General features: G+C 38.9%; 15 protein-coding genes and 2 other annotated features. Of the genes, 2 read left to right on the forward strand and 13 right to left on the reverse strand.

Translation table 11 applies throughout. The features are described 5' to 3' along the window. Positions 1–4: 4 nt before the first annotated feature. Positions 5–6,148 carry a SpaA isopeptide-forming pilin-related protein gene (locus AOQ70_RS17460; RefSeq protein ID WP_059377664.1) on the reverse strand — a complete coding sequence of 2,048 codons (6,144 nt, stop codon included), beginning with the start codon at positions 6,146–6,148 and terminating at the stop codon, positions 5–7. Between the two features lie 699 nt (positions 6,149–6,847). Between AOQ70_RS17460 and AOQ70_RS17465 the strand changes: the two genes are divergently transcribed. Continuing rightward, entirely contained in the window at positions 6,848–8,356 is a 1,509-nt protein-coding gene (locus AOQ70_RS17465; RefSeq protein ID WP_058837459.1) for a helix-turn-helix domain-containing protein, read from the forward strand. Between the two features lie 56 nt (positions 8,357–8,412). Here the strand turns inward: AOQ70_RS17465 and AOQ70_RS17470 are convergent, their stop codons facing one another. The 12 genes from AOQ70_RS17470 to AOQ70_RS17525 form a co-directional block, all read right to left on the reverse strand. Continuing rightward, positions 8,413–8,694 carry a hypothetical protein gene (locus AOQ70_RS17470; protein ID WP_039177194.1) on the reverse strand — a complete coding sequence of 94 codons (282 nt, stop codon included), beginning with the start codon at positions 8,692–8,694 and terminating at the stop codon, positions 8,413–8,415. 342 nt (positions 8,695–9,036) lie between these two features. Then, the gene (locus AOQ70_RS19815; RefSeq protein WP_059377667.1) at positions 9,037–10,320 is read right to left on the reverse strand and encodes a hypothetical protein; all 1,284 of its coding nucleotides are present in this window, start codon (positions 10,318–10,320) and stop codon (positions 9,037–9,039) included. A 23-nt stretch (positions 10,321–10,343) separates the two neighbouring features. Beyond that, positions 10,344–10,913, reverse strand: a complete 570-nt coding sequence (locus AOQ70_RS17480; protein ID WP_059377672.1) for a hypothetical protein — start codon at positions 10,911–10,913, stop codon at positions 10,344–10,346. A gap of 158 nt (positions 10,914–11,071) precedes the next feature. Next, positions 11,072–13,000, reverse strand: a complete 1,929-nt coding sequence (gene thrS / locus AOQ70_RS17485) for a threonine--tRNA ligase (protein WP_059377674.1) — start codon at positions 12,998–13,000, stop codon at positions 11,072–11,074. 53 nt (positions 13,001–13,053) lie between these two features. After that, positions 13,054–13,278: a binding site (T-box leader), on the reverse strand. Between the two features lie 37 nt (positions 13,279–13,315). Beyond that, positions 13,316–13,539 (reverse strand) — a binding site (T-box leader). Between the two features lie 189 nt (positions 13,540–13,728). Next, a complete protein-coding gene (locus tag AOQ70_RS17490) occupies positions 13,729–14,490 on the reverse strand; it encodes an HNH endonuclease (protein WP_059377676.1) in 762 nt (253 codons plus the stop codon). A gap of 216 nt (positions 14,491–14,706) precedes the next feature. Further along, complete coding sequence (locus tag AOQ70_RS17495) at positions 14,707–15,537, reverse strand: DNA alkylation repair protein (protein ID WP_059377679.1); 831 nt, start codon at positions 15,535–15,537, stop codon at positions 14,707–14,709. Between the two features lie 213 nt (positions 15,538–15,750). Continuing rightward, positions 15,751–16,938, reverse strand: a complete 1,188-nt coding sequence (locus AOQ70_RS17500) for an MFS transporter (RefSeq protein WP_059377682.1) — start codon at positions 16,936–16,938, stop codon at positions 15,751–15,753. 26 nt (positions 16,939–16,964) lie between these two features. Continuing rightward, positions 16,965–17,786, reverse strand: a complete 822-nt coding sequence (locus tag AOQ70_RS17505) for a MerR family transcriptional regulator (protein ID WP_059377684.1) — start codon at positions 17,784–17,786, stop codon at positions 16,965–16,967. Between the two features lie 160 nt (positions 17,787–17,946). Further along, entirely contained in the window at positions 17,947–18,462 is a 516-nt protein-coding gene (locus tag AOQ70_RS17510; RefSeq protein ID WP_059377686.1) for a hypothetical protein, read from the reverse strand. A gap of 32 nt (positions 18,463–18,494) precedes the next feature. Beyond that, positions 18,495–18,905: a DUF6508 domain-containing protein gene (locus AOQ70_RS17515; protein ID WP_059377688.1), complete on the reverse strand. Its 411-nt coding sequence runs from the start codon at positions 18,903–18,905 to the stop codon at positions 18,495–18,497. 115 nt (positions 18,906–19,020) lie between these two features. Further along, on the reverse strand, positions 19,021–20,406 hold the full coding sequence (rlmD, locus tag AOQ70_RS17520) for a 23S rRNA (uracil(1939)-C(5))-methyltransferase RlmD (RefSeq protein WP_039177177.1): 1,386 nt from the start codon (positions 20,404–20,406) through the stop codon (positions 19,021–19,023). Between the two features lie 102 nt (positions 20,407–20,508). After that, on the reverse strand, positions 20,509–21,378 hold the full coding sequence (locus tag AOQ70_RS17525; RefSeq protein ID WP_059377691.1) for a DNA-3-methyladenine glycosylase family protein: 870 nt from the start codon (positions 21,376–21,378) through the stop codon (positions 20,509–20,511). A 435-nt stretch (positions 21,379–21,813) separates the two neighbouring features. Between AOQ70_RS17525 and AOQ70_RS17530 the strand changes: the two genes are divergently transcribed. Continuing rightward, positions 21,814–22,329, forward strand: coding sequence for a hypothetical protein (locus AOQ70_RS17530; protein ID WP_059377695.1), 516 nt, complete (start codon positions 21,814–21,816; stop codon positions 22,327–22,329). Positions 22,330–22,389: the final 60 nt, after the last annotated feature.

Raw genomic sequence — 22,389 nt, forward strand, 5'->3', positions numbered from 1 at the left:
CCTCTTACTGAATGGTTCTTCTTCTAAGAACAAGAAGAACAGTTCCAGAAGCTACTAGTAAAATCCCTGCATACATCAAGTAACGCAGCCATTCTTCTCCAGTCTTTGGCAGCTCTCCGTTTGAGTCATGAGGCGGATGTTGATCCCCTTTATCTGAGGCTGGAGGATTCGTGTGGTCCTCTTCACTCTTCACAGGTGCATTTTTCACAATCATTGTCTTGATCTCCACTTCGCCTATTTGAATTGTAAAAGCGAGCGGTTTCTTTAAAGCTACATAACCATCTGGTGCTTTCGTCTCTGTGAGTAGATACTCTCCAGGTTTAAGCCCTTTGACAATGGCTTCTCCGTCTTTTCCTGTTGTCACAGATTTTATGGTTTTCCCAGCTTTTGTACGAATGTCAAAGGCTGCCCCTTTTAAGGTTCTATCTGTCTGCTGGTCTACCTTTATGATACGCAGACTTCCTAAGATCAAGTGATTCTTCGCTGTTAATTGAAGCGGCTTCTGCTGATTTTTCTCAATTGTGAACAGGATCGGCTTATTATCCAATTCATAACCATGAGGTGCTTTCGTTTCAACGAATTGATATTCTCCCGGTTTTAGATCGTTGATGTGAAGCTTTCCTTTTTGATCCGTTACAAGTGATTTCTTCAACGTTTTTCCTTCTTTACTCAGAAGAGCAAACTCTGCATTTTCCAGCGGATGTCCCTCATCATCGATTTTGGTCAGTTCCACTGCTCCCGGCGTCAGTTTGTTGATCATTTCTACTTTTGCTGGTTTGTCTTGACCTAAACGAATCGTAAATGAGACAGGTGTCTGATCCAATTCATAGCCGGCAATGCTTGCTGTTTCGACAAATCGATAGGTTCCTGGCTTCAGTTGATCGACTGTCAGTTGACCGTTTTTGTCTGTCTTTAAGTCTTTCTGAATACGCTGATCATGCTCATCCATCAGATCGAAGGTCACCCCAGCCAGCAACTGACCATCCTCTCCTTTTTTCTGAAGCTTCACAGCACTTGTCGTCCGAATATTTTCTTTTGTCACTTTCACCAGTTGATTTGGGTTGAAATCAATCTTAAATTCTACTGGTTCTGCATCTAGTTTATGTCCAAACGGAGCCTTCGTTTCAACCAATTGGTAAGCGCCTGGTTTCAAATCGTTGACAGTGATGATGCCTTTCTCGTTTGTTGTTAAACCTGACATCATTTCTTTGCCATCGTCATTGAAAAGTGTAAATTCTGCGCCTTTCAATCTTTCTTTTTCTTCCCCTATTTTTGTGAGTTCTACAGAACCTTTCTTAAGCTGATTGATTGCCTCCACTTGAATCAATTCTTTTTGACCTAATTCAACTTCAAAGACAAGTGGTTTCGTACTCAATTCATAGCCTTCAAGACTCTTTCTTTCAACAAATTGATAGGTTCCAGGTTTTAGCCCTGTGAAGGTGATCTTTCCATCCTGATTGGTTGTAATTCCTTCTCCTCCTGCCACTATCTTTCCTTTATCATCAGATAGATCAAAGACAACCCCTTCTAATGATTTCCCATCTTCGCCTTTTTTGTGGAGCAGCACTCCGCCTGTTTTGCGGCTATTTTCTTTTGTCACACTGACCAGCTTCTCAGGGTTAAATGGAATAGCAAAAGTGACAGGTGTTTCGTCAAGCTCGTGACCAAATGGCGCCTTCGTTTCAACAAACTGATAGGTTCCAGGCTTCAGATCGTTGACGATGATCTTCCCGTTCTGATCAGTGACAAGACCTGTTTTCATCTCTTTTCCATTTGCATCTACAAGCTTGAATTCTGCTCCTTCAAGCACATCATCCTTTTCACCGAGCTTCGTGAGCTGGACAGATCCAGTTTTGAGATCATTGATCACTTTGATTTCTGCCGGTGTTTTTTGTGCGATTTCGATGGTAAAAGGATAAGATTTATTTTTCTTTTGGTAACCATCAATACTCTCTGTCTCCACGAGCTGATATTTGCCCGGTTTGAGGTCATCAACCAAAAGCTTCCCATCTTCATCTGTTGTCAAATCTTTACGTACGACTTTGTCATTTTGATCCAAGACTTCAAATTGAACACCTTGAAGCTTCTTGCCATCTTCCCCTTCTTTTTTCACTTCTAATGCACTTGTTTCATAGAAGTTCTTTTGCGAAATGACGACTGGTTCCTTTGGATCAAGTGGTACTTCAAATTTGATTGGCGTTTCATCTAATACATAACCATCGGGTGCTTTTGTTTCAATGAGCTGATACGTGCCCGGCCTTAGTTCGTTTATCGTGATCTTGCCATTTTCTCCTGTGACAAGCGAACCTTTTAGCTCATGCCCATCTTGATCTAAAAGCTTGAACTGTGCACCTTCTAGTCGCTCTCCGCCTTCACCTATTTTGCTCAATTCTGCTGAGCCTTTGATGATGTCATTTACTGCAGTTACAATTGTTGTTTCTGTTTGATTTTCTTTAATGGTGAACGGCCATTTTTGCTGATTTAATTGATAGCCTTTCGGTGCATTTGTCTCAACAAAATAATAGGAACCTGGCTCAAGATGTTTGAAAAGGATTTCTCCTTTTTCATCCGTTTTCAAATCGGTTTGGACGGTATCTCCAGATTCATTTTTCAGTTCAAATTCTGCATTCTCTAATGCTGCACCCGTCTCTTTGTCTTTTTTCGTTAACTTGACATGCTGGCGGATTTCTTGGTTTTGCACCGTCATGCTATTTCCTGTTTTCGCTTGATCTCCAGATTCGTAAGGCTGATCAATCGTTATATGGATCGGATCCTTGGTTTTAATATAACCATCAGGTGCTTTCTCTTCTGTCACGATATAATCACCATACAGAAGACGATCAAATCGAAGAGATCCTTCTTCATCTGTTGTCTTTGTACCAATGACGATGCCGCTCGCAGCATCTGTCAGAGAGAAGGTTGCTCCTTTTAGCGCTTTTCCAGTACTCGCATCTACCTTTTTAACGGTTAAAGCACCAATCGCTCCTGTGCCGTCCCCCATGCCAGCTGTGCGTTTGACCACAATTGAGGCTTCGGATTCCTTTTTGATTTCTTTTACATTTTCACCTCTAAACGTTACTTCGTTTTGAAGTGTACTTCCCACCTTATCTAAAATGAGAGATTGGTATTCCAAAATATATGGTCTCGTGATTTCTTCTTTAAATTTGATTTGAAAAGAATCTGGGTCGAATTCAAGGTCTAGTTCATAATCCTTCCCTTTTTCCAGCTCTTCTGCTTTTGTCACTTGCCCCTTTTCATCTATTGTCGTCGAATAGAGATGAAATGAGTTTTCAATTATGGCTTGGTTACTGCTTGGATGGTCTATAATCGTCGCATCTTGGACTGTTGATTGACCAAAATTGATATTTACTTTCCAATCAATAACTTTCCCTTGTTGATTTCCTGATTTGCTCGTGTATTTCCCTCCATTTGGAATGGACACCACAGCATTCACATCTGATTCTTTTGTCTGTCCATCATAAAGGGTCGCTTTATTTTCGTAGGTTTTCTGTACTAAATCCATTCCTTCAACACTTGTTTGATACGTGATTTTGTATGGGGAATCAATGGCTTTTTTGAAGATGACTTCGAAGCCTGTTTCTCCCTTTTCATTTTCAAGGAATTTGATGTCATAATGTTCTTTCGCTAATACCTCTTTTTCTTCTGCTCCATTTTCCCCGCCTTGTAAATCAAGCGAATAGACGATGATTGAATCTTTAAGCAAACGCTGATTTCCTTGAATGAAATCCTCGATTCTCGCCTCTTCTAGATGTTTCAAATTATAGTTCACACCGATATTCCATGTGATCTCTTTTTTCTTTGCATCATAAGTTCCGTTCTTAAAACCATTTGACTGCGTGTATGTGTCAGGCGTGAAGACAGATTGATTTTCCTTCGTCAAATCCTTGCCATCTTCATTTATCCATTCAAGCTTTACATGATTACGCAGATTCTTTTGGTCTTTATCTGCTCTTTTTTCATAATCAAAAGACGTTGTATATGTGACGATATGTTCTGTCTTAATTTCTTTCGTAAATTGAATATCAAATCCATTTTCATGTTCAATTATTAGGTAATCTGTGCCTTCTTCAAGCACTGAATTGCCTGTCGTCACTTTTAAACTATCTTTTTGCAGCGTCAATCCTTCGTTTGTAAACGTATCTTTTAATATTAGATTGTTCATCGTTTGTTGATCTTTGTTGAAGGTGATACGCCATGGAATAGTCTTGGTCTTGTAATTTGGTGTTCCATGATTTTTCGTTAGGATTTGCTGGTCAATTCTTTGCTTCCCTTGTTTGCTCTCTTTGCCAGCTGTTACGGTATTGATGATCTCTTCAGCTTCAAAAACCCGCTCGGTTGCTTTTGTTTGATAGGTGATGAGATAAGCTGATTGAATATCTTGATTGAATTGCAAGGTAAACCCGTTTTGTTCATCCTTTTTTTGAGGTTGAACTACATAATTTTCAAACGCTTTTGTCCCTGCTTCGTTGCCATTTTGATCAATTGTGACTTCTTTGACTTGAAATGAATCAGAAATCAGCGCCTGTGTGCCATTAAAGTAGTCTTCTAACAAAGCATCCTTTTGAGCCAGCTTTTTTTCGTTATAGTTATATCGAATTTCCCAAGTAATCGTTTGTGTGACTGGATCGTAGTGAGCGGCTTTTTTATTTAAAGGACTGCCTCTTGTCACATTCACTGTGCCTTCTGCTGAACTGATCACTTTATCACCAGAAACAAGGGACGCTTTATTACGAAATGCAGACTGATCTTGATTTGTAATGTCCGTTTCATACATTAAACGGTAAGCTAGATGCACGTCATCTTTAAATTCAATCGTGAAATCTTGACCATCTGCTGTTTGACCGATTGTGTAGTGGTTTTCGTCAAGCAGCTGTCCAATCGATGTTTCTCCATTTAGCTTTGTATCAATACGATAAAGCTTGATTGAATCTTTTTTCAATGCCTGACCTTCTTGAATCGGATCTAATAGCTTCGCTTGTTTCACATCGTCTAAGTCCATATTAAAATCTACTGTCCATTGAATGGTTTCAGCATTGTAAGATCGATTTGGTTTTCCCTTTTTAGAGACGTTTGGACCATTTGGAATGTATTGAATCGGAATAGATACCGTATCCTTGCCTTCAATCGGGGTAATGATGACATCTTTTTCTTCAGTGATGACTGTTTGTTGATCTAATTGCGTCCAAACTTGAAGTGTTCCATGAATATTTGAATATTGTTTAATAAAATCGGTGAACTCGATGGAGGCATTTCCGCTCTCATCTACAGAGAAATAACCAACGGTTGCCTGATTAAATTTCATCTCGAGACGATCGATTTTTTCGTAAATCACTAATTCCTCTGGAACCTTGAAATGGAATTCATCTCCGCCATTATAGCTATGCCCATTCGGGATGGCCCACTCATAGTTAATGGAAATCAGCGAGTTGATATCAGGTTTCTCAATTGAATTTCCTTCCGGATCTTCAAATATTAATTTCGCATCAGTGAGGAGATTTTCTTGTATCAGCGTTTGTTTTGTAACACTTTGCAGCCCTGCACGCTTAGACACGCTCACTTTGTTTTTTAGTAATTCATCTTCTTCGTTTTGTTTCGTTTGAGCGGCTTCTTGATTGTTAGAAGCTTTATCTTTCTCAGATGAGGTTGAGTCATCTTTTGGAAGGCTTTCTTCACCCTCATTTTGCTTTGTTTTCTCTTCTTGCTGAGTTATACTGGTGACATCGATGTCAATTGATCCTTCTAAATTTGGATCGATCTCAACATCTTCTTTAAATTTTACCGTCACTTCATTTTGTTTTGAAACGGTATACTCGCCAACAGGTATGTCACCTACAGTAATGGGTTCCTTCTGCTCCTTCTCTACCTGGATGGCTGAAGGAAGAGTGAGAACATACGGATATTGTTTTTTTAGATCAATTCCTTTTATTGACCAATGCACAGTGGCCTTTCTTACTTGCTGATCTTCCATGCTTGATAACTTATTGCCTTCGCTATCAGCAAACTCAATATCCCCATAAATATTTTCTTGAATTTCTTTTGCTTGTGCCCCTGCTAAAGGCAAGACTCCTAATATACTAGACTGTATGACTAGCACTGTAATGAGTGCCAGCGACAATATTCTTTTCAATACATCCACCCTTTTCTAAAATTAATTTTCAGCAATGATAAAAAAATCAGTTGTATACTGTCAGATCAATCACTCCTCTTCTGATCAAATATTTTCTAAAAAATTGCACCTTACGACCCTATGAATAAAATGAGTTGATCAATCATGATAGTGGATTCAATAACTGGATTGGGGTCCATAGAAATGGGGAATAGTGAGAGGGATCATGAAAGAATAAATATGAATTTTTCTATTGATACTTGAATGAACAATAAACGATGTTTACATGCATATATAAGCATGTATTCACATATAGTTCGTTCATATGAAACAAGCATGTATCATATGGTATGTATGGTTAGACAGTTCAGCATCATATAGACCGCATTCCTTTCTACTCCCTTTCATATGGTAATCAAAAATCTGCTGCATTTTATTCTTTCATTTACCGTTTCAACAGCAAAAAAATAAACAAAATATCTAAAATGATCCATTTTTATAGGATTCATGGCTTACTTATCACCTTTTAAAAGAAAAATATGGAGAATTAACGAATAATATTTGTTTTCGTCTAATTTTTTTCTCTTTTATCATGAAAAGTGAAGACAAAACGATTTAGCCTAAATATTAAAATCATTTTATGCCTATTTAGAAAATCAAATGTTCTTTAAGTGAACTTCATAATATAGAGGCAAGCCAAGGGAAGGAGTTAGTTGTTTAATGGAGCTCATTGATAATAAATCAAAGAGATGGATAAAAATTTTAAAACTGCTTGTATCAAAAGATAAGTGGTGGAGCCTTCAAGAAATATCGAATGAACAAATCGGTTCGGTTCGTGCCATTCAAAGCGATTTAGAACAAATGAAGTCGTTCCAAACAGAAAACGGAGAGCCGTTAATCCACATAAAGCCAAGACAAGGCATATCCATTTGTTATACACAGACGATACGAGTCGACTACTATATCAAAGAAATTCTAAAAGATACGATTGAAATTCGATTGATTGACGGCGTTTTCTTTGAACAAAACAGGTCTTTCTATGAATGGATGGACATACTGAATATCAGTAGATCCACATTGTATAACACCATTCATAAAATCAATTCGCTTCTTATCTCGTATGACATTGAGTTACGACCAGATAGTATGCAGTTCCATGGAAATGAGAAGGAGATTCGTCAATTTTTTGTGGAATTTTTGTTTGAAGTCTATGGAAGCAGGCTTTGGCCATTCGATGATATTCAAAAGCAAGATGCAGTTGATTTTTTACAAAAGCTATTTCAGGTGCTCGAAGTCAATCTACCTGATGTGGCGATAGATAAATTTTGCCTATGGCTCGCCGTTTCCATACACCGAGTGAGGAAAAATTTTTCAATACGACGCAATTATAGGTACTCAATGGATAAGGAAAAACAAACATCTACAGCTAAAGGTATCTATAATCAAATCAAAAACTTGGAAGAACACGTTTGCCAAATGACAAAGGATACTTTTGGTGTTACGTTGGATCGTCACGAATTTGTCTTTTTACTATTGATTGAACCAGCTATTGGCCATTATAAATCAATTGAAACTGTCGAAGAAAAATTGACGTTCTTTCAATCGCATACACCACACCTCTTCGAAGCCATTCATTCCTTTATCAACCAACTGGAGTTGATATTTCATCAAGAGGTGGCTAATCGCAAGGCGATGACACTGATTCTTCTCCAATATTATGTGTATTCTAGGGAAATTACCGTAAGAGATGGATTCCTTTTCAAAAAGAAATCGAGGTATTTATCAGAGGTAAAAAAACAGCTTCCTTACTTCTATTCGAGGATTACTCATATCATCCAAGAGTTAAAAACAGACGATATACTTGCTTCTTTTGTGAAAAATGAACGAGAATTGATTCGTATCATTACTTCTAACTGGAGGGGGCTTGTTCATTTGGAAATGGATCGGAGAAACGTGTTGAACATTTTTGTCATTTCAACATTAGGTTATAATCATAGTTTGTTTATTGCGGATTTAATTAAATTAAGATTGCCTCCTCTCATTCATATTTTCACAAGTCCAGAAAATACATTAAATGAACAGACAATGGATCGACTTGGGATTGATATGATTGTGACCGATACTGAACTTCCTAATCAATTAGGACGGTCTACGCTGCTGATCAGCTCTTTTCCAACAAAGAAAGAAGTGGACAACTTGCACTCAAGATTGGTTGATATGACAAACTAAGATTCACCAAAAAAAAGCTGCTGAGGAGCTCTCTCAAGCAGCTTTTTGCTTCTGTATTAATGAAGCGCTATTTGTTCATTCATCAAATCAATGGCATAAAGCGATTGCTCATATTCATCTAATAGAAGGTAGACTTTGAGCGGTGCAGCAGTTTGATCTGTCTGCTGCGTGAATAGGACACAAGTGAATTTTTCGATTCCTTCTGGCAGCTTGCTTTTCAGAAAAGGATGAAGAATAGGAGAGATTCGAAGGGTATCAACATCTTGCAACCAAAGCTCATCTTGTAACGCAGGATAATGGTCAACCAAAAACTGACGAAACACTTCCAATGTACTCAAGTTAGATATCCTCACTTTCTTCTATTTATAGCTTTAAGCTTACCTAAAACAAACATGTTCAACTCACCCTATGATCTCAGTCCGCCTATTTTCGCATACTACTAGAGACACAATGTCATTTTTTCTTCTAAAAGATTTGTAGATCAACTTTACTGTCATGAGTTTTCCATATGTATGACGTTTACTGTATGAAATACGAATTCCCACCGATGGACCTATGATCATATTCTTATCTGTTTCTTTCGTGATGAAACGACAACTTCCTTCTACAAAATTCCATTTTTATTCTAAAAAGAGGAAAATAGGACAAAAAAGAACAGCTACTCACTGTTCTTTTAGAAGTTATGAAAGGTCTGTCAAAGAGAATACTTCGCCGCTCACTGCATCAACGCCATCACGACAGTCAAGCTTGCCGCATAAAACATATTGTTTTTGCACATCGTCATAGACGTAGATGGGTGTAAGTTCGAGGCGTTCTCTCAATGTTTCAAAGGCTTCTTTCTGAGAAATGGTGATTTCACTAGCTGTTTGAGATGGATTGAGTATCCCGCATACTTGAAACATCTCTTTTTTATCTATGTAATTAATGGCTTCAAAAGTGCTGGGATCAATGAAGACCTTGATCTTATCCATAAATCCACAGCCTTCTTGCTCATTCGTTTTTAATATCGCTTCGATATAGCCATGATCACGGTGGAGTGTTTTAAGCACCCACTTCCCTGTATCCTTTGAATATTTTTGCGCCAAAAAGGTGCGAACCGCTTTGATACACTCCGCTTGCTCTTCTTTTGAGATCGGGAATGTATCTGGTGAAGGCTCCAGTGAGAAGGCTTGTTCAGCAGTAATGTCCTCGTTTATATTGATTTCCTTTTTTTCAAAGATTTTGGTTAAAGGTTCATTCCACTCCATGACCTGATTCATGTGTATACAATGTGTTTCTTCACGTCCAATTTCAAATGGTATCGTTCCTGTTCCATCGTTCTTGACATAAATTTCTTCTAACGCAAATATAGGGCGGATTCGATTCTGCTCGAAGGAGGGCCAATCAAACCGCTGCACTTGCTGCTGAGCTAAATCCTCGATCCTATCAATGGAAAGCACATATTCTTCAGCTCTTAGTCGTTTTTTTGCCATAAATGGCCCTCGATGTATAAAGTGAATGAGCTGCCCATGTTCATTCCATTTCACCTCGATTCTGCCTGAAGGCGTCACTTTCACACCATCTATTGCTTCTTCGAAAAAAAGTTCCCCTTTCTCCTTTTGTTGCAAGTGAAAATGCTCACCATCAATCAACCCTGTTTCTTGTTCAATCCATTGAATGGCATGAGCTGGATAAGGCCTCTTAAATGTGACACCATTCTTCGCGAAGGTTTTATCCATGACAAAAATAACCGTTTCAACCTGCCCTGTATTCAAATTCACGTCAATCACAGCAGTGCCGTCCGGGTTTAGATCATCGTCCTCTGGTTCAGCTTCATGGGTGGGAAACCATTCCATATTCAATGTATACACCGTTTCATTGAACATATTGACGTAACGATGAAAATTGTGCCTTTTTAGATAGTAAAGATCTAAGCCAAATTTCGCCTTTGTCTGATCGATCAGTTGTTGTATGTTTGCATTCATTTGTTTCACCTCAAAATTCAGTTTTATGGAAGAAGAAAGATGACGATAAAGCCGAATATGACGATCACTGATAATAATCCTAATGCCATTGCCAGCATATTTGATTCCTTTGTAAAGCCTTTTAATCCGTGCGCTTCAGTCGACCGATCGATTTTTCTAAAGCGAAAGAGCATGCTTATATTGATAATGGCTAGAGCCATAACAAATAAGAAAATGAGAAACTTAAGTTCTATTTCAAAGAATGAATCTGGTATTGTTTGTAAACTAAATGATTGGAAGAACATAAGCCCGCTCAATATCAATTTCCAAATGTTCTCCACTCTTTGTTCTTTCTCCCACTCTTTTCCCAATTTTTCTTTTTCATAAATGGCTACCTGCTCAAAAATGGGAATGAAAGACTTTGTTGATCCTTTTTTGATCAAGCCGTAAATGCCTTGAAGGAGCATGAAGATTCCTAAACAAAGAAAGAAATATGTAAATTGAATCTCAACTTTTTGAATCAAAACAAAAAAAATCAAGATCATCACGCCGAATAGTAAATTAGAGATAACTACTTGTTTTGTCCTCATCTTTTTCAGTGCAGCTTGATCCATGTAATACTCCTCTCCGTTTTAAATGTTTCTTTTGAACGCTCTATCTTTATTACGATTTTACCGAAAAAATGTTTCAATATTTTCCCTTTCCATTGCAGAAATGGAAAGGGAAAGACGCCCATCATTCAATGGACGTCTCATTCTTCGTAATGAAATCATCACATCATTTCTTGAGCAGCTGTTCTGTCTTTTATTTGCTCAGCTGCCAAACGTTTAAAATCCTCAACAGACATTTGCTTTGAAGTCTTTTCTCCGTGCTGTCTAATATTTAGTGTGTTGTCTTGCATTTCTGTATCGCCAATGACAGCGATATAAGGGATTTTTTGCATTTGTGCTTCTCTCATTTTATAGCCAAGTTTTTCATCACGCTCATCGATTATTGCTCTTATTCCGATACTTCTTAATTGCTGCTGCACCTTTAAGCAGTGATCAAGGTGAATAGTTGAGACTGGGATGATTTGTACTTGTACTGGTGCTAGCCATAATGGAAAGACACCCGCAAAATGCTCAATGAGAATGCCTAGGAAACGATCTAGAGAACCAAAAATGGCGCTGTGAATCACAACTGGTCGTACCTTTTCATTTTTTTCATTGATATATGTTAAATCAAATTTCTCAGGCATTTGAAAATCCAGCTGAATTGTGGCGCACTGATGGCTCCGCTGCAGGGCATCTTTAATATGAAAATCGATCTTCGGTCCATAAAATGCCCCATCTCCTTCATTTAGCTGGTAGTCGACCTTTAGACGATCAAGCACATTTTTTAGTGCTGTTTCGGATATTTCCCAAATGGCATCATCCCCTAAGGCTTTTTCTGGACGAGTGGATAGCTCGACGGAATACTCAAACCCAAATGTCCGATACACATGATCAACTAATTGGAAAATCCGTTTGATTTCAGCTTCGATTTGATCTTCTCTTAAAAAAATGTGAGCATCATCTTGGCAAAATGTCCTGACCCTGAACAATCCATTTAACGCTCCGCTAAATTCATGACGATGCACCTGGCCAAACTCAGCCATTCTGATCGGGAGGTCTCTGTATGAATATAAGCTGTTTTTGAACATGAGCATATGCCCTGGACAGTTCATCGGTTTTAAAGCAAAGCTTGTATGGTCTACTTCTGAGAAATACATATTTTCATGATAATGATCCCAGTGCCCTGACTTTTCCCAAAGCTCTTGGTTCATCATAAACGGTGTACTCACTTCTTCGTATTGCGCTTTTCCTCGCACTTCTCTTGAAAAGGCCATTAATTCATTTCTGACAATCTGACCTTTTGGTAAATAAAACGGCATGCCTGGTGCTTCTTCTGAAAACATAAAGAGGGATAACTGCTTCCCTAATTTCCGGTGATCACGTTTATTTGCTTCTTCCATGAAATGAAGATAATCAGCTAGATGATTTGGATGCTGAAACGCTACACCATACACTCGCTGCAAGACATCCTGATTGCTATCTCCCCGCCAATAAGCCCCTGCAACACGTGTTAGTTTAAATGACTTTAAGTACCCTGTAGAAGGTACATGCGGCCCGCGGCATAAATCTACAAATTCTCCTTGCTGATAAACTGTGATGGCTTCTTGAGAGGGTAACCCTTTTAAAATATCCAGCTTATATGGATCATGTGCAAACAGCGCTTCTGCTTCTTTGTAAGAGACCTCTTTTCTTTGGATGGGATGATTCTCATTTATGATGTTTTTCATCTCTTTTTCAATTTCTTCCAAATCCTCTACACTTAATGTTTGATCGAGCTTCATATCATAGTAAAATCCATTTTCAATGACAGGACCGATTCCTAGTGTGACATTGTCATATAACCTTTTCACAGCCTGGGCTAATACGTGTGCAGATGTATGGCGCAGCACTTCAACCCCTTCTTTTGAATCAAGTGTGACAATAGACAGCCGAACATCGCTGTTTAGCTTTTCACTTAAATCAACCATTTGATCATTGACCTTTCCCGCCACCGCTTTTTTTCTTAAGCTCGGACTAATATGGAAGGCAACATCTGCAACAGTCGTACCTGCGGGAAACTCCTTTATCTTTCCATCTAGAAATTGAATCTTCACCATGTTTTCTCTCATAACTGACACACCTTTCCTATTTTTTGAAATAAAAAAAACACACCCATCCCTCATAGAGGGACGAATGTGTAATCCGTGGTTCCACCCAAATTCCCATAACGCGTATTCGCTTTATGGCTCTGGTGCCGTAACGCGGCATTGACGGTATTGGATACTGCAATTTTCCCCAATACAGCTCAAAGGTGGTAAGACAGCTTTTCTGCGTTAGGAAGATTTCAGCGTGACTTCCCTCTCTGGTAACCGATAAAAGCTGCTCATGTCCTTTTCAAAGCAATGATCCTATATGAGTGTACAAAAAAACACACCCATCCCTCATAGAGGGACGAATGTGTGATCCGTGGTTCCACCCAAATTCCCATAATGCGTATTCGCTTTATGGCTCTGGTGCCGTAACGTGGCGTAAACGATATTGGATACTGTAATTTCCCCAATACAGCTCAAAGGTGGTAAGACAACTTTTCTGTGTTAGGAAGATTTCAGCGTGACTTCCCTCTCTGATAACCAGTAAAAATGGCTCATGTCCTTTTCTTCGCTTTTAATTTCTCCATATCTTACATGATGATAATGGATGATGTAAAGCTTTATTTTGAGTAAAGCTAATGAAATTCATTCTTTAAAATGGCATTTTGAGTGATTTTACTCAGGCTATAATCAATTTGCCCTAAATACTCAATTAGCATCCTAATGTAGGTAGTAATCTTAAGCCAGCCATAATTCCCTTAGATTTCTCAATCCTGATAATACGTGTATAACTGTGAAATTTCTATCTCAATTCCACCTTTAAGAAGTCTCTCTCTCCTACTGTGAAATAGCTTATCTAATATTTCTTTCTTGTCCTCAAATCGTCCATAATGGATTTTCTTATGACAGACTAAACAAATTGAAACAATATTAGCATGGATGTCTAAACTGTGATCAAATTGATCCTGATATTGCATTGGTATCAAGTGGTGAGCCTCTACATAATTCTCTCCATTAAACTTAGAAATAAAATGCTTATGCTGTTTATCGAACTCACATAAATAATCTGCATCAGCAACAGCTAAAACTGCATATTTAGGATTTCTACTCCATACCTTTTTATTTTTCACTAACCTATGTTCAGGCTTATCTCTTGGCTTATCCTCAATATCAGCTCTACCGACATCAGCAGGATCTCCTATTAGGTACTTTTCAAACTCCTGCTCCTCTTTAAATAGCTCTGCTTGCAACTCAGAATCATCATAATATTCAATGTATTTTTTAAAATGATTTAAAGCTACACTATACATCCTATGTCCTTTTTCATTCTTCTTTTTGAACTCTGGATTACTAAGAATTTCATCGATAAAGGCAGCATCAGTTAGATTAAATAAATTAATCTTCTGTAATCCATAGTCTCCTAATTCTGAGGATATAGTGCCGATCGCTTTAGAGTATCTTCCAATAGAGTATGGTTTTATATTTGTATAAGTTCTCAACCAATCAGCAAAAGTATCTTGATTCATCAATGGTACGACTCACTCTCTCTGTATATTGTTTTCTTTATAGATAGATATTCAGAAGAATTAATATGCTCTATTGAATGGTTACAAAAACAATATTTGACTCAAACAAAACTTAATTTATACCATTCTGAAGAATATACCTGCATACCTCTAAGAATTTCTCCTGAATCATTCAGATAAAAATTCCCTCAAAAAAGGAAATTTAGTTCATGTTCTTTTTCACAAATTCCCCTTCACAATCGTTCTCTTGGCTTTCTTAACAATTCTGCTTGTCGCTTTTGTATTAGAATCCTTTGACCACTGTTCGCACAGATTTCGTACCCAATCAGGCTGTGTTTTACTAGCGTCATTCAGCCAGTTTCCTACAGAATCTTGAACATATGTTGATGGATCAGATTTGAGGTGATTTAGAATTGGCAGTGCTCTTTCTGGCTCCTGTTTTAATAACTCAATATGCTTTGTCCATACACCTCTTGGACGGATTGCCTCTACAGAGAATCGACGAATATTTTCATCCTCACTTTTTGTCCATTCTGTTAAATATTTTATACTTTGATCGAGCTGCTGACTTAGACTTTCTCTCACTGACATCCAAGCAATTTCGCGTACACCAAAATGATGATCAGCTGCGAAAGGCTGAATGTACGCCAGTTTCTCTTCCAAAGAGGATGAACGCTGCTTGTTCATATAAGCAGCCCAGCAGCGGACGCTATCAGATATGTGACAACTGCATGCCTGTATGACTTCCACTCTTTTTTCCTCATTTTCTTCCTGCAGCACTCCATCTAACAAATGACCTATGAGACGAATCGCTTTCATGCCTGACTCCGCTTTTTGTTTGGCGATTTCTGCTGAAAGATCGATTAAATGTTTGTCTAAACCAATGGACGGCAAAACATGCTGTAATAGAGTCACATGATTGACAGCCAGCCATTCAGTTAAATTGACACTCTCTAACTCTCCCTGATTCAAAAGAATCAAGACGTCATGAGGAATGTCACTCCCCTTTCGAGCGCCTTTACGATTGATGATGTCCTCGCTTATTGGCATTATGTATTCTCTCCTGTCTAGTAGTACTTTTGTTTGATATACATTTTTAGAATAATTTATTATTCACCCTAAAAAAGCTAGTGTGAAAGTGATCTCTTCATTCTTTGGATATTCACTCCCATTGTAGCAAATAAACTTCCTCAACTGGTTCATTTTTCAAATCAAAAAGGAACTACCGAAATAAGTAGTTCCCTCAATACTAGTGAATCTATGTTACCTTCCTTGCTCCATCACCTTCAAACTCTTATGCTGAGAAATTCGGTCAAATGCCACCATCAGAATGGTCATGAGCAAAGCGAGAAGAACCGTTCCAGCGCTGATCCAGCTGAGGTTCAATATAGATGTCCTGCTTAGTACAATACCTCCTAACCCCGAGCCTAAAGCAAATCCGAATTGAATAAATGATGTATTGACACTTAATGCGATATCAGGAGATTTAGGTACAAGTGTGACAAGATATAGCTGCTGAGCTGGCGATGTGCTCCATGTTGCAATCATCCATATCATGATCACCGCCACCATGACCACGAGGTTCCCTGTCACAAATGCTAGCAGCGTAAGCATGATGATTTGTAGAATAATTCCGGAGAAAATCGTGAATATTGGGCCTTTTTTATCTGCTGCTATCCCTCCAAGACTGGAGCCCAAAAAGCTACATATTCCCGCTAGCAATAAAATGACGCTGATTTCTGTGATGCTAAGGTTTGCTGATTCTTGCAGGAATGGCGTTAAATAGGTAAATAAAGTAGAATATCCACCTACATAAAAGAGTGTCACTGCCACCGCAAGCAAAATTCTCTTATCTTTTAATATCGATAACTGCATACCTAGCGTCACCGGTTCTTGTTCTTTCATAGAAGGGATGCGCCTATATACAACAATCAGCGGAATGAGCGTGATCAATCCAATGGCTGCAAATAATGCTTTCCATCCAATCATGCTGCTTAGAAATGTCCCGATTGGCACACCTAAAACCAAGGAACTGCTGAGTCCCATTAAAATGATGCCAATCGCTGTTCCTCTTTTTTCTCGTTCGACAAGACGAGTGGCCACAGCCATTGCCACCACAATGGCCGTCCCTCCACTAATTCCTTGTAAAACCCTTGTCATCAGCACCATTTCAAAAGAATGGCTGACACTTGTGATGATATTACTTAAAGTAAAAATGATCAGCATCCATGATAATATTTTTCTGCGGTCGATATTGATGGTTAGTGCAATGACAATCGGTGCGCCGATTGCTGCTGAGAGCGCTAAGGATGTGACCAATAAACCAGCAGCTGATGTCGTGACCTGTAAATCATCTGCGACCATTTGAATAATCCCTGTAATGATATATTCGATTGTTCCGATTAAGAAGGCTGCTAAAGCAAGTAAATAAACAACGGCTTTATTTTTCATCGTGACGTTTCTCCTTTGGGCAATGTTTACACTTCATTTTTTATAGGAATTTGTATTTCAATGAGTCTTCCTTCTTCATTTTCAGACAATGGGTAATAAATCTCTCGGCCCGGCTGATCTTCTTTCACGCGATATCCGTTATTTTCGATCCATGTCGCCAGGTCAACACAAGCAGTTTGTGCAAAGGGAGAATCTGAATGAAATAGGAGCGTCGCCATGGTTTCTTCAGCTGGTAACGTACGTATCGTGATGCCCTGAGGAAGAGAGCCCCTTAACGCTTTAGCGGAATACCCAACCTCAAATTCGAACTCACTTTCTTTAGCAAGTGATTCCCTCCACAGCACGATTTGTGGCTCAGAGTTCAATTCTTGCGGATGTTTATGTAACAAATGATGAAACGTTTGAAAGAATGATGGGATCTCGTCAACAGTTCCGTTGGATTGAAAAGACATGATGTGTTTGCTTTCAACCGATTTGATGATGACCTCCTGCTCTTTTTCCACACACCCCTCTCGTTTGATGAGGTGCATCCGCTCCTTAATACGGGCTAATTTCTGCTGTTCTCGATCGATCAATTGCTGAATCTCACTTTCTTTCAAGAGAAACATCCCCTGAATCTGTTCGACAGAAATATCTTCACGAAGAAGCTGACCCATTTGCTTTAACGTAAAACCTAATTCCTTGTATAGAAAAATCCGATTGACCTCAAGCAGCTGCTCAGCTGAATAATACCGGTATCCCGAATCTTGATGGATCTGTTTAGGTTTTAATAAATCGATTTGGTCATAATACCTTAAGGTTTTGACAGGGACTTTACTTAACATAGAAAAATCGCCAATCTTGAACATCCTGATCTCCTCCGTTTTGTTGATCTGATCAAAGTATAAACCTTTCAGTTAAGGGGAAAGTCAATAGAAGATTTTCATTTGCATAATCATTTGATGAAGTTGAATAAATTTTTCAAAAGCGCAAAAAGCCTAGATTTCTCTAAAATCTAGGCTTTGCCCATTATCCTAAAATTTTTTCTAACAATCCCATCTGCTCAACAATCTTCATATCATTCATAAATCGTTCCAAACTTACTTTATTCTCTTTTTGTAAGTCTGTTGAATAACCTAAGCATATATTAAAAATACGATCTAACCTTTCTCCGTCTCCACTATAAAAATAATTCGTCACTACTCCATTATTTTCACTTGCAAGAACCACAACTGTAGCCATCTCTAATACATATTCTATATCTTCTTTAGAAATCGTTCGATCTTTTTTCTTAGCACTCATGAATTCATGACTATGAATAGAACGAATCCTACCTTCAAGTAAATTGAGTATAGACTTCTTATAAATGACATACACACTGTGAATATGACTTTTATCAGGACAATAGGGATCTTGTAAAATGAATTTTATACGCTCATCTTCTTTTTCAATTTTTATTGCATCAAGATCATATAATAAAATTTGATCAATTTCTTCTATTTTCATAGGAGGAAAAGTATCGGCTGCATCTGTTTTATTTTTCATATGATCACTCCAATAATTGAAATAAACCGCTCTTAGTCCAAACAATCTAATCTTTCAAGACACTTCAACATGTTTCCACTTTTAAAGAAATTGAATATGGCTCCCTCACTAAATCGCTCAGCTCTCAAAGCCCCCATGATGAGAGCAAGTACACACTGCGCATTTAAATTTGAGATGTCCACATGCTCCATATCGTTCGTTCCCCAATCAATTCCATTTTCTGAGAGGATTTCACTATAGCGGGTAAGTTCCATTTCTTGATGCTGTTCTGCAAAGGTATAGACATCTTCAATAAAGCGTTGGACCGTTTCGGAATAATTCACAAAGGGCATCTGGATTGGGCGTTCAGCTGTTCCATCATTTTCTTGATCGATCACCCATTCTCCGATATGGTCCTCGTGAAGCATCGGTATGTATTTTGTCAGTATTTCAAATTGACTCATCGTTATCCTCCTCTATTTTATGAACTTGATTTACTCAGTTGATAAAAAAATCCGTGATCATCCTACCAGTTAGCCACCAGTATTCAAATCACGGACTGTTTATTCACTTCACTTTTTACACTCTTACCATTGATACAACTGTCTCCACATGCGCCGTATGCGGGAACATATCAACTGGCTGCATGTATTCGATTTTGTAGTCTTTTGACATGTATTCAAGGTCTTTTGCTAGTGTGGATGGGTTGCAAGAGACGTAGACAAAGCGTTTTGGTTTGACTTGTTTGACGGTGTCTAAGAAGGTGCGCTCGCAGCCTGTTCTTGGCGGGTCGACGACGATGACGTCAGGACGGAAGCCTTCTTTGACCCATTTTGGCAGCCAATGTTCAGCTGTTCCTGTCACATAGGTCGCGTTTTTCATGCCGTGTTTTTTGGCATTTTTCTTCGCATCATCAATTGATTCTTTGATAACATCCATTCCTCTTACTTCTTTTGCGCCATCTGAGAGCCACATCCCAATGGTTCCAACGCCGCAATACGCATCGACAACCTTTTCTTTGCCAGTCAGTTTGGCCGCTTTTTTCGCTTCATCATAAAGCTTTAGCGTCTGCTTCGGATTCAATTGGAAGAAAGCACGTGCACTTAGTTCGAAAGAGACGTCTCCTAAAAATTCTTGGATGACCATATTGCCAGCTAGGTGAGATGTTTTATGGCCGAAGATGACTGATGTTTTTTCGCCATTGATATTATGCATAATGGACGTCACTTCAGGCAGACGTTTTTGAATGGCTTCGGCAATTTCTTTTTTCTTTGGAAATTCAGGTTTTGATGTGACAAGAACGACCTGTACTTCCCCTGTTTCAAAGCCGACACGCACGACAATCGAACGCACGTCGCCTTTTCTTGTCCGTTCATTGTAAACAGATACGCCGAACTTCTCTAAAATTTTGCGAACAACACCCGTTGTTTTGTTCGTTTTTGGATGCTGCACGATACATTCCTTGATCGGTACAAGCTTATGAGAATTCAGTCCGTAAAGTCCTGCAATGATGTCTCCGCTGTGAGAACGTCCTACTTGGAACTGACTTTTGTTTCGGTAATGCCACGGGTCTTCCATGCCGATCGTTGGCCTGATATCAAGCTTTTCAACCGATAGCTTTGTATGGCGCTCCATTGATTGAATGACAATATCACGCTTTTCATTTAGCTGCTGCTCATACGCCAAATGCTGAAGCTGACAGCCGCCGCACTCTTCGTATACTGGGCATGGCGGTTTGACTCGATGCTCAGAGCGCTTTCGCACTTTCCTGACCGTACCTTCTGCATATTTTGCTTGGACATTCGTTGCTTCAACCACCACTTCCTCACCTGGAAGCGCGCCTGGGACAAAGACCACTTGTTTTTTAAAATAACCGACCCCTTCTCCATTAATGCCAAGGCGTTTAATGGTAAGCGGGAACTGCTGTCCCTTTTGCAAAAGGGCACCTTGCTGTTTTTCTTTCACTTTATTCTCTCCGTTCTATTTAAACCATTGATAGGTTGTCTTCATTTTATTCCATCTCCTTAGTATATCACGTCTTGGACAAAGAGAGAAAATGCCTTTCATTTATTTATCTGTCTCAATGCTTCTCCATAAATATAAAGAAGCGTAGCTTAAATATGGGGTCCATTCCTTGCTTAAGACTGCCATCTCCTCTTTTGTCGGCTTTTCAGGCAAATCAAAATGCCGTTTGATCGCGTTTTGAATCCCGATATCTGCCACTGGAAAGAGATTCGGTCTTCCAAGCCCATTCATGAGGACATTTTGAACCGTCCAAGGTCCAATGCCTCTAATTGGAAGCAGACGTTCTTCCACCTCTAGATCAGATAAATCATGTAATTCGTCTAAGCAAAGAGAACCGCTCACAATTCGTTTCGACACATCGATGACATATTCCGCTTTCCGCTGACTAAATTGCAGCTGCCTCAAATCCTCCACTTTAAGTGATGCAATGGTTTCTGGTAAAGGATCAAACCATACACCTTCTATTTGCTCACCGTACGTATGGACAAATCGTTTCGTGAGCTCGTAAGCAAACGAAAGATTCAGCTGCTGATGAATGATGCATTTCATGAAACAATGATATAAATGAAAATCCAGCATGAGTGGCGTTCCGATATGCTCCTCAAAAATGGGCGCTAGATTGGTTTGAGAAAAATGGTCTTGAATCATGTGTAATTGATGCTCCATGCCAAATATCCGTTTCACCTCAGAAAGAAGGGGTTCCTCTGGGCCGTTTGATCGCACCCGGAACATAGGCGCATCTTTTGTTCCAGTAGCTTGAACGATGACTACGTACGGTTTTTGCTCTAATCTGATCGGCACTTTGATTTCTCTTTGACTCAAATCGACTGCTTTTAATGGATCACTTGATAAGCGTCTAAGCACTTGATCGAAATGATACGGCGGCTCTATCACCAGCTGTTTTTCCCACATACATGTCCTCTTCCTTTCTGCCAACATACGCAGATGTGATTGTTTCATTTTGCATGAATGATTCTCTTTATTGAATACTTTTTAACATAAAGAGTACAAGAATTTATCAGTTATATCTTCCTTATTTGTGGTCATTCTCCTTTTGGATAGACGAAAGTTTTTTAGTCGAATTCAGCTAACATTCGACAGCAATCTTCAACATTTTAGGATCATTTTCCTTAAATTAGAAATAGAACCTCTGGGTGATATCTTCCTCCCTGAATATATTTGTATAATTATGACATATCAAGGAGGTGAACAAAGGAATTAGCGGATTAGGCAATCATTTGTTTTATCTTGCAAGAACATATTTACCTCATTGATAACCGGCTTCACCTAGTTTCACATTTTACAAAAAAGAAGACCCAAAATTAAAAAACAAAGGAGATCCGACCAATGAAAAAAACCATTCTTTCTGTTGCACTTGCCACTGCTGTTTCTTCGACACTGCCATTATTCGCTGACGCTGCTGAGCCAAAAACTTCAGCACCTGTTTCTACTACACTTCAGCAAACTGTCTTAAACAAAGCTGCTACTGAAGGTAAAGCTGGCACTACGGCTAGCCCTAATGTTAACGTAAACTTTGATGTTCTTGGGATTGCCAATGCCATTGTAAACGCAGTAAACGCAAATGCAAACCGTTCTGGATTCGTGAAAAGCGTCATGGAAAGCACATTCTACGCTGCTGGCGGCAGATATAATGTCATGGTCTTTAACCTAAGCCAGAACTACGAAGACCGTTTTAACGGCGTCAAAACTTTTGCTACTGCTAATCTTGGTAATGTTGTTTACGGAATTTGGGTATTCGAAAGCGGTACATTTAAAAACAACGGCGATGGCGGCTGGGATAACTGGGCGTTTAGAGGCTGGTTTGACCGTCAAGATAAATTCGTTACGTTCCATCGTCCTTAATTCTCGGTTTTATCCATCAATCATACACGCACATTTAACCGATCTCTTTCTGAGATCGGC

This window comes from Bacillus sp. AM 13(2015) (assembly GCF_001518755.1).
GTDB classification, from domain to species: Bacteria; Bacillota; Bacilli; order Bacillales; family Bacillaceae; genus Bacillus; species Bacillus safensis.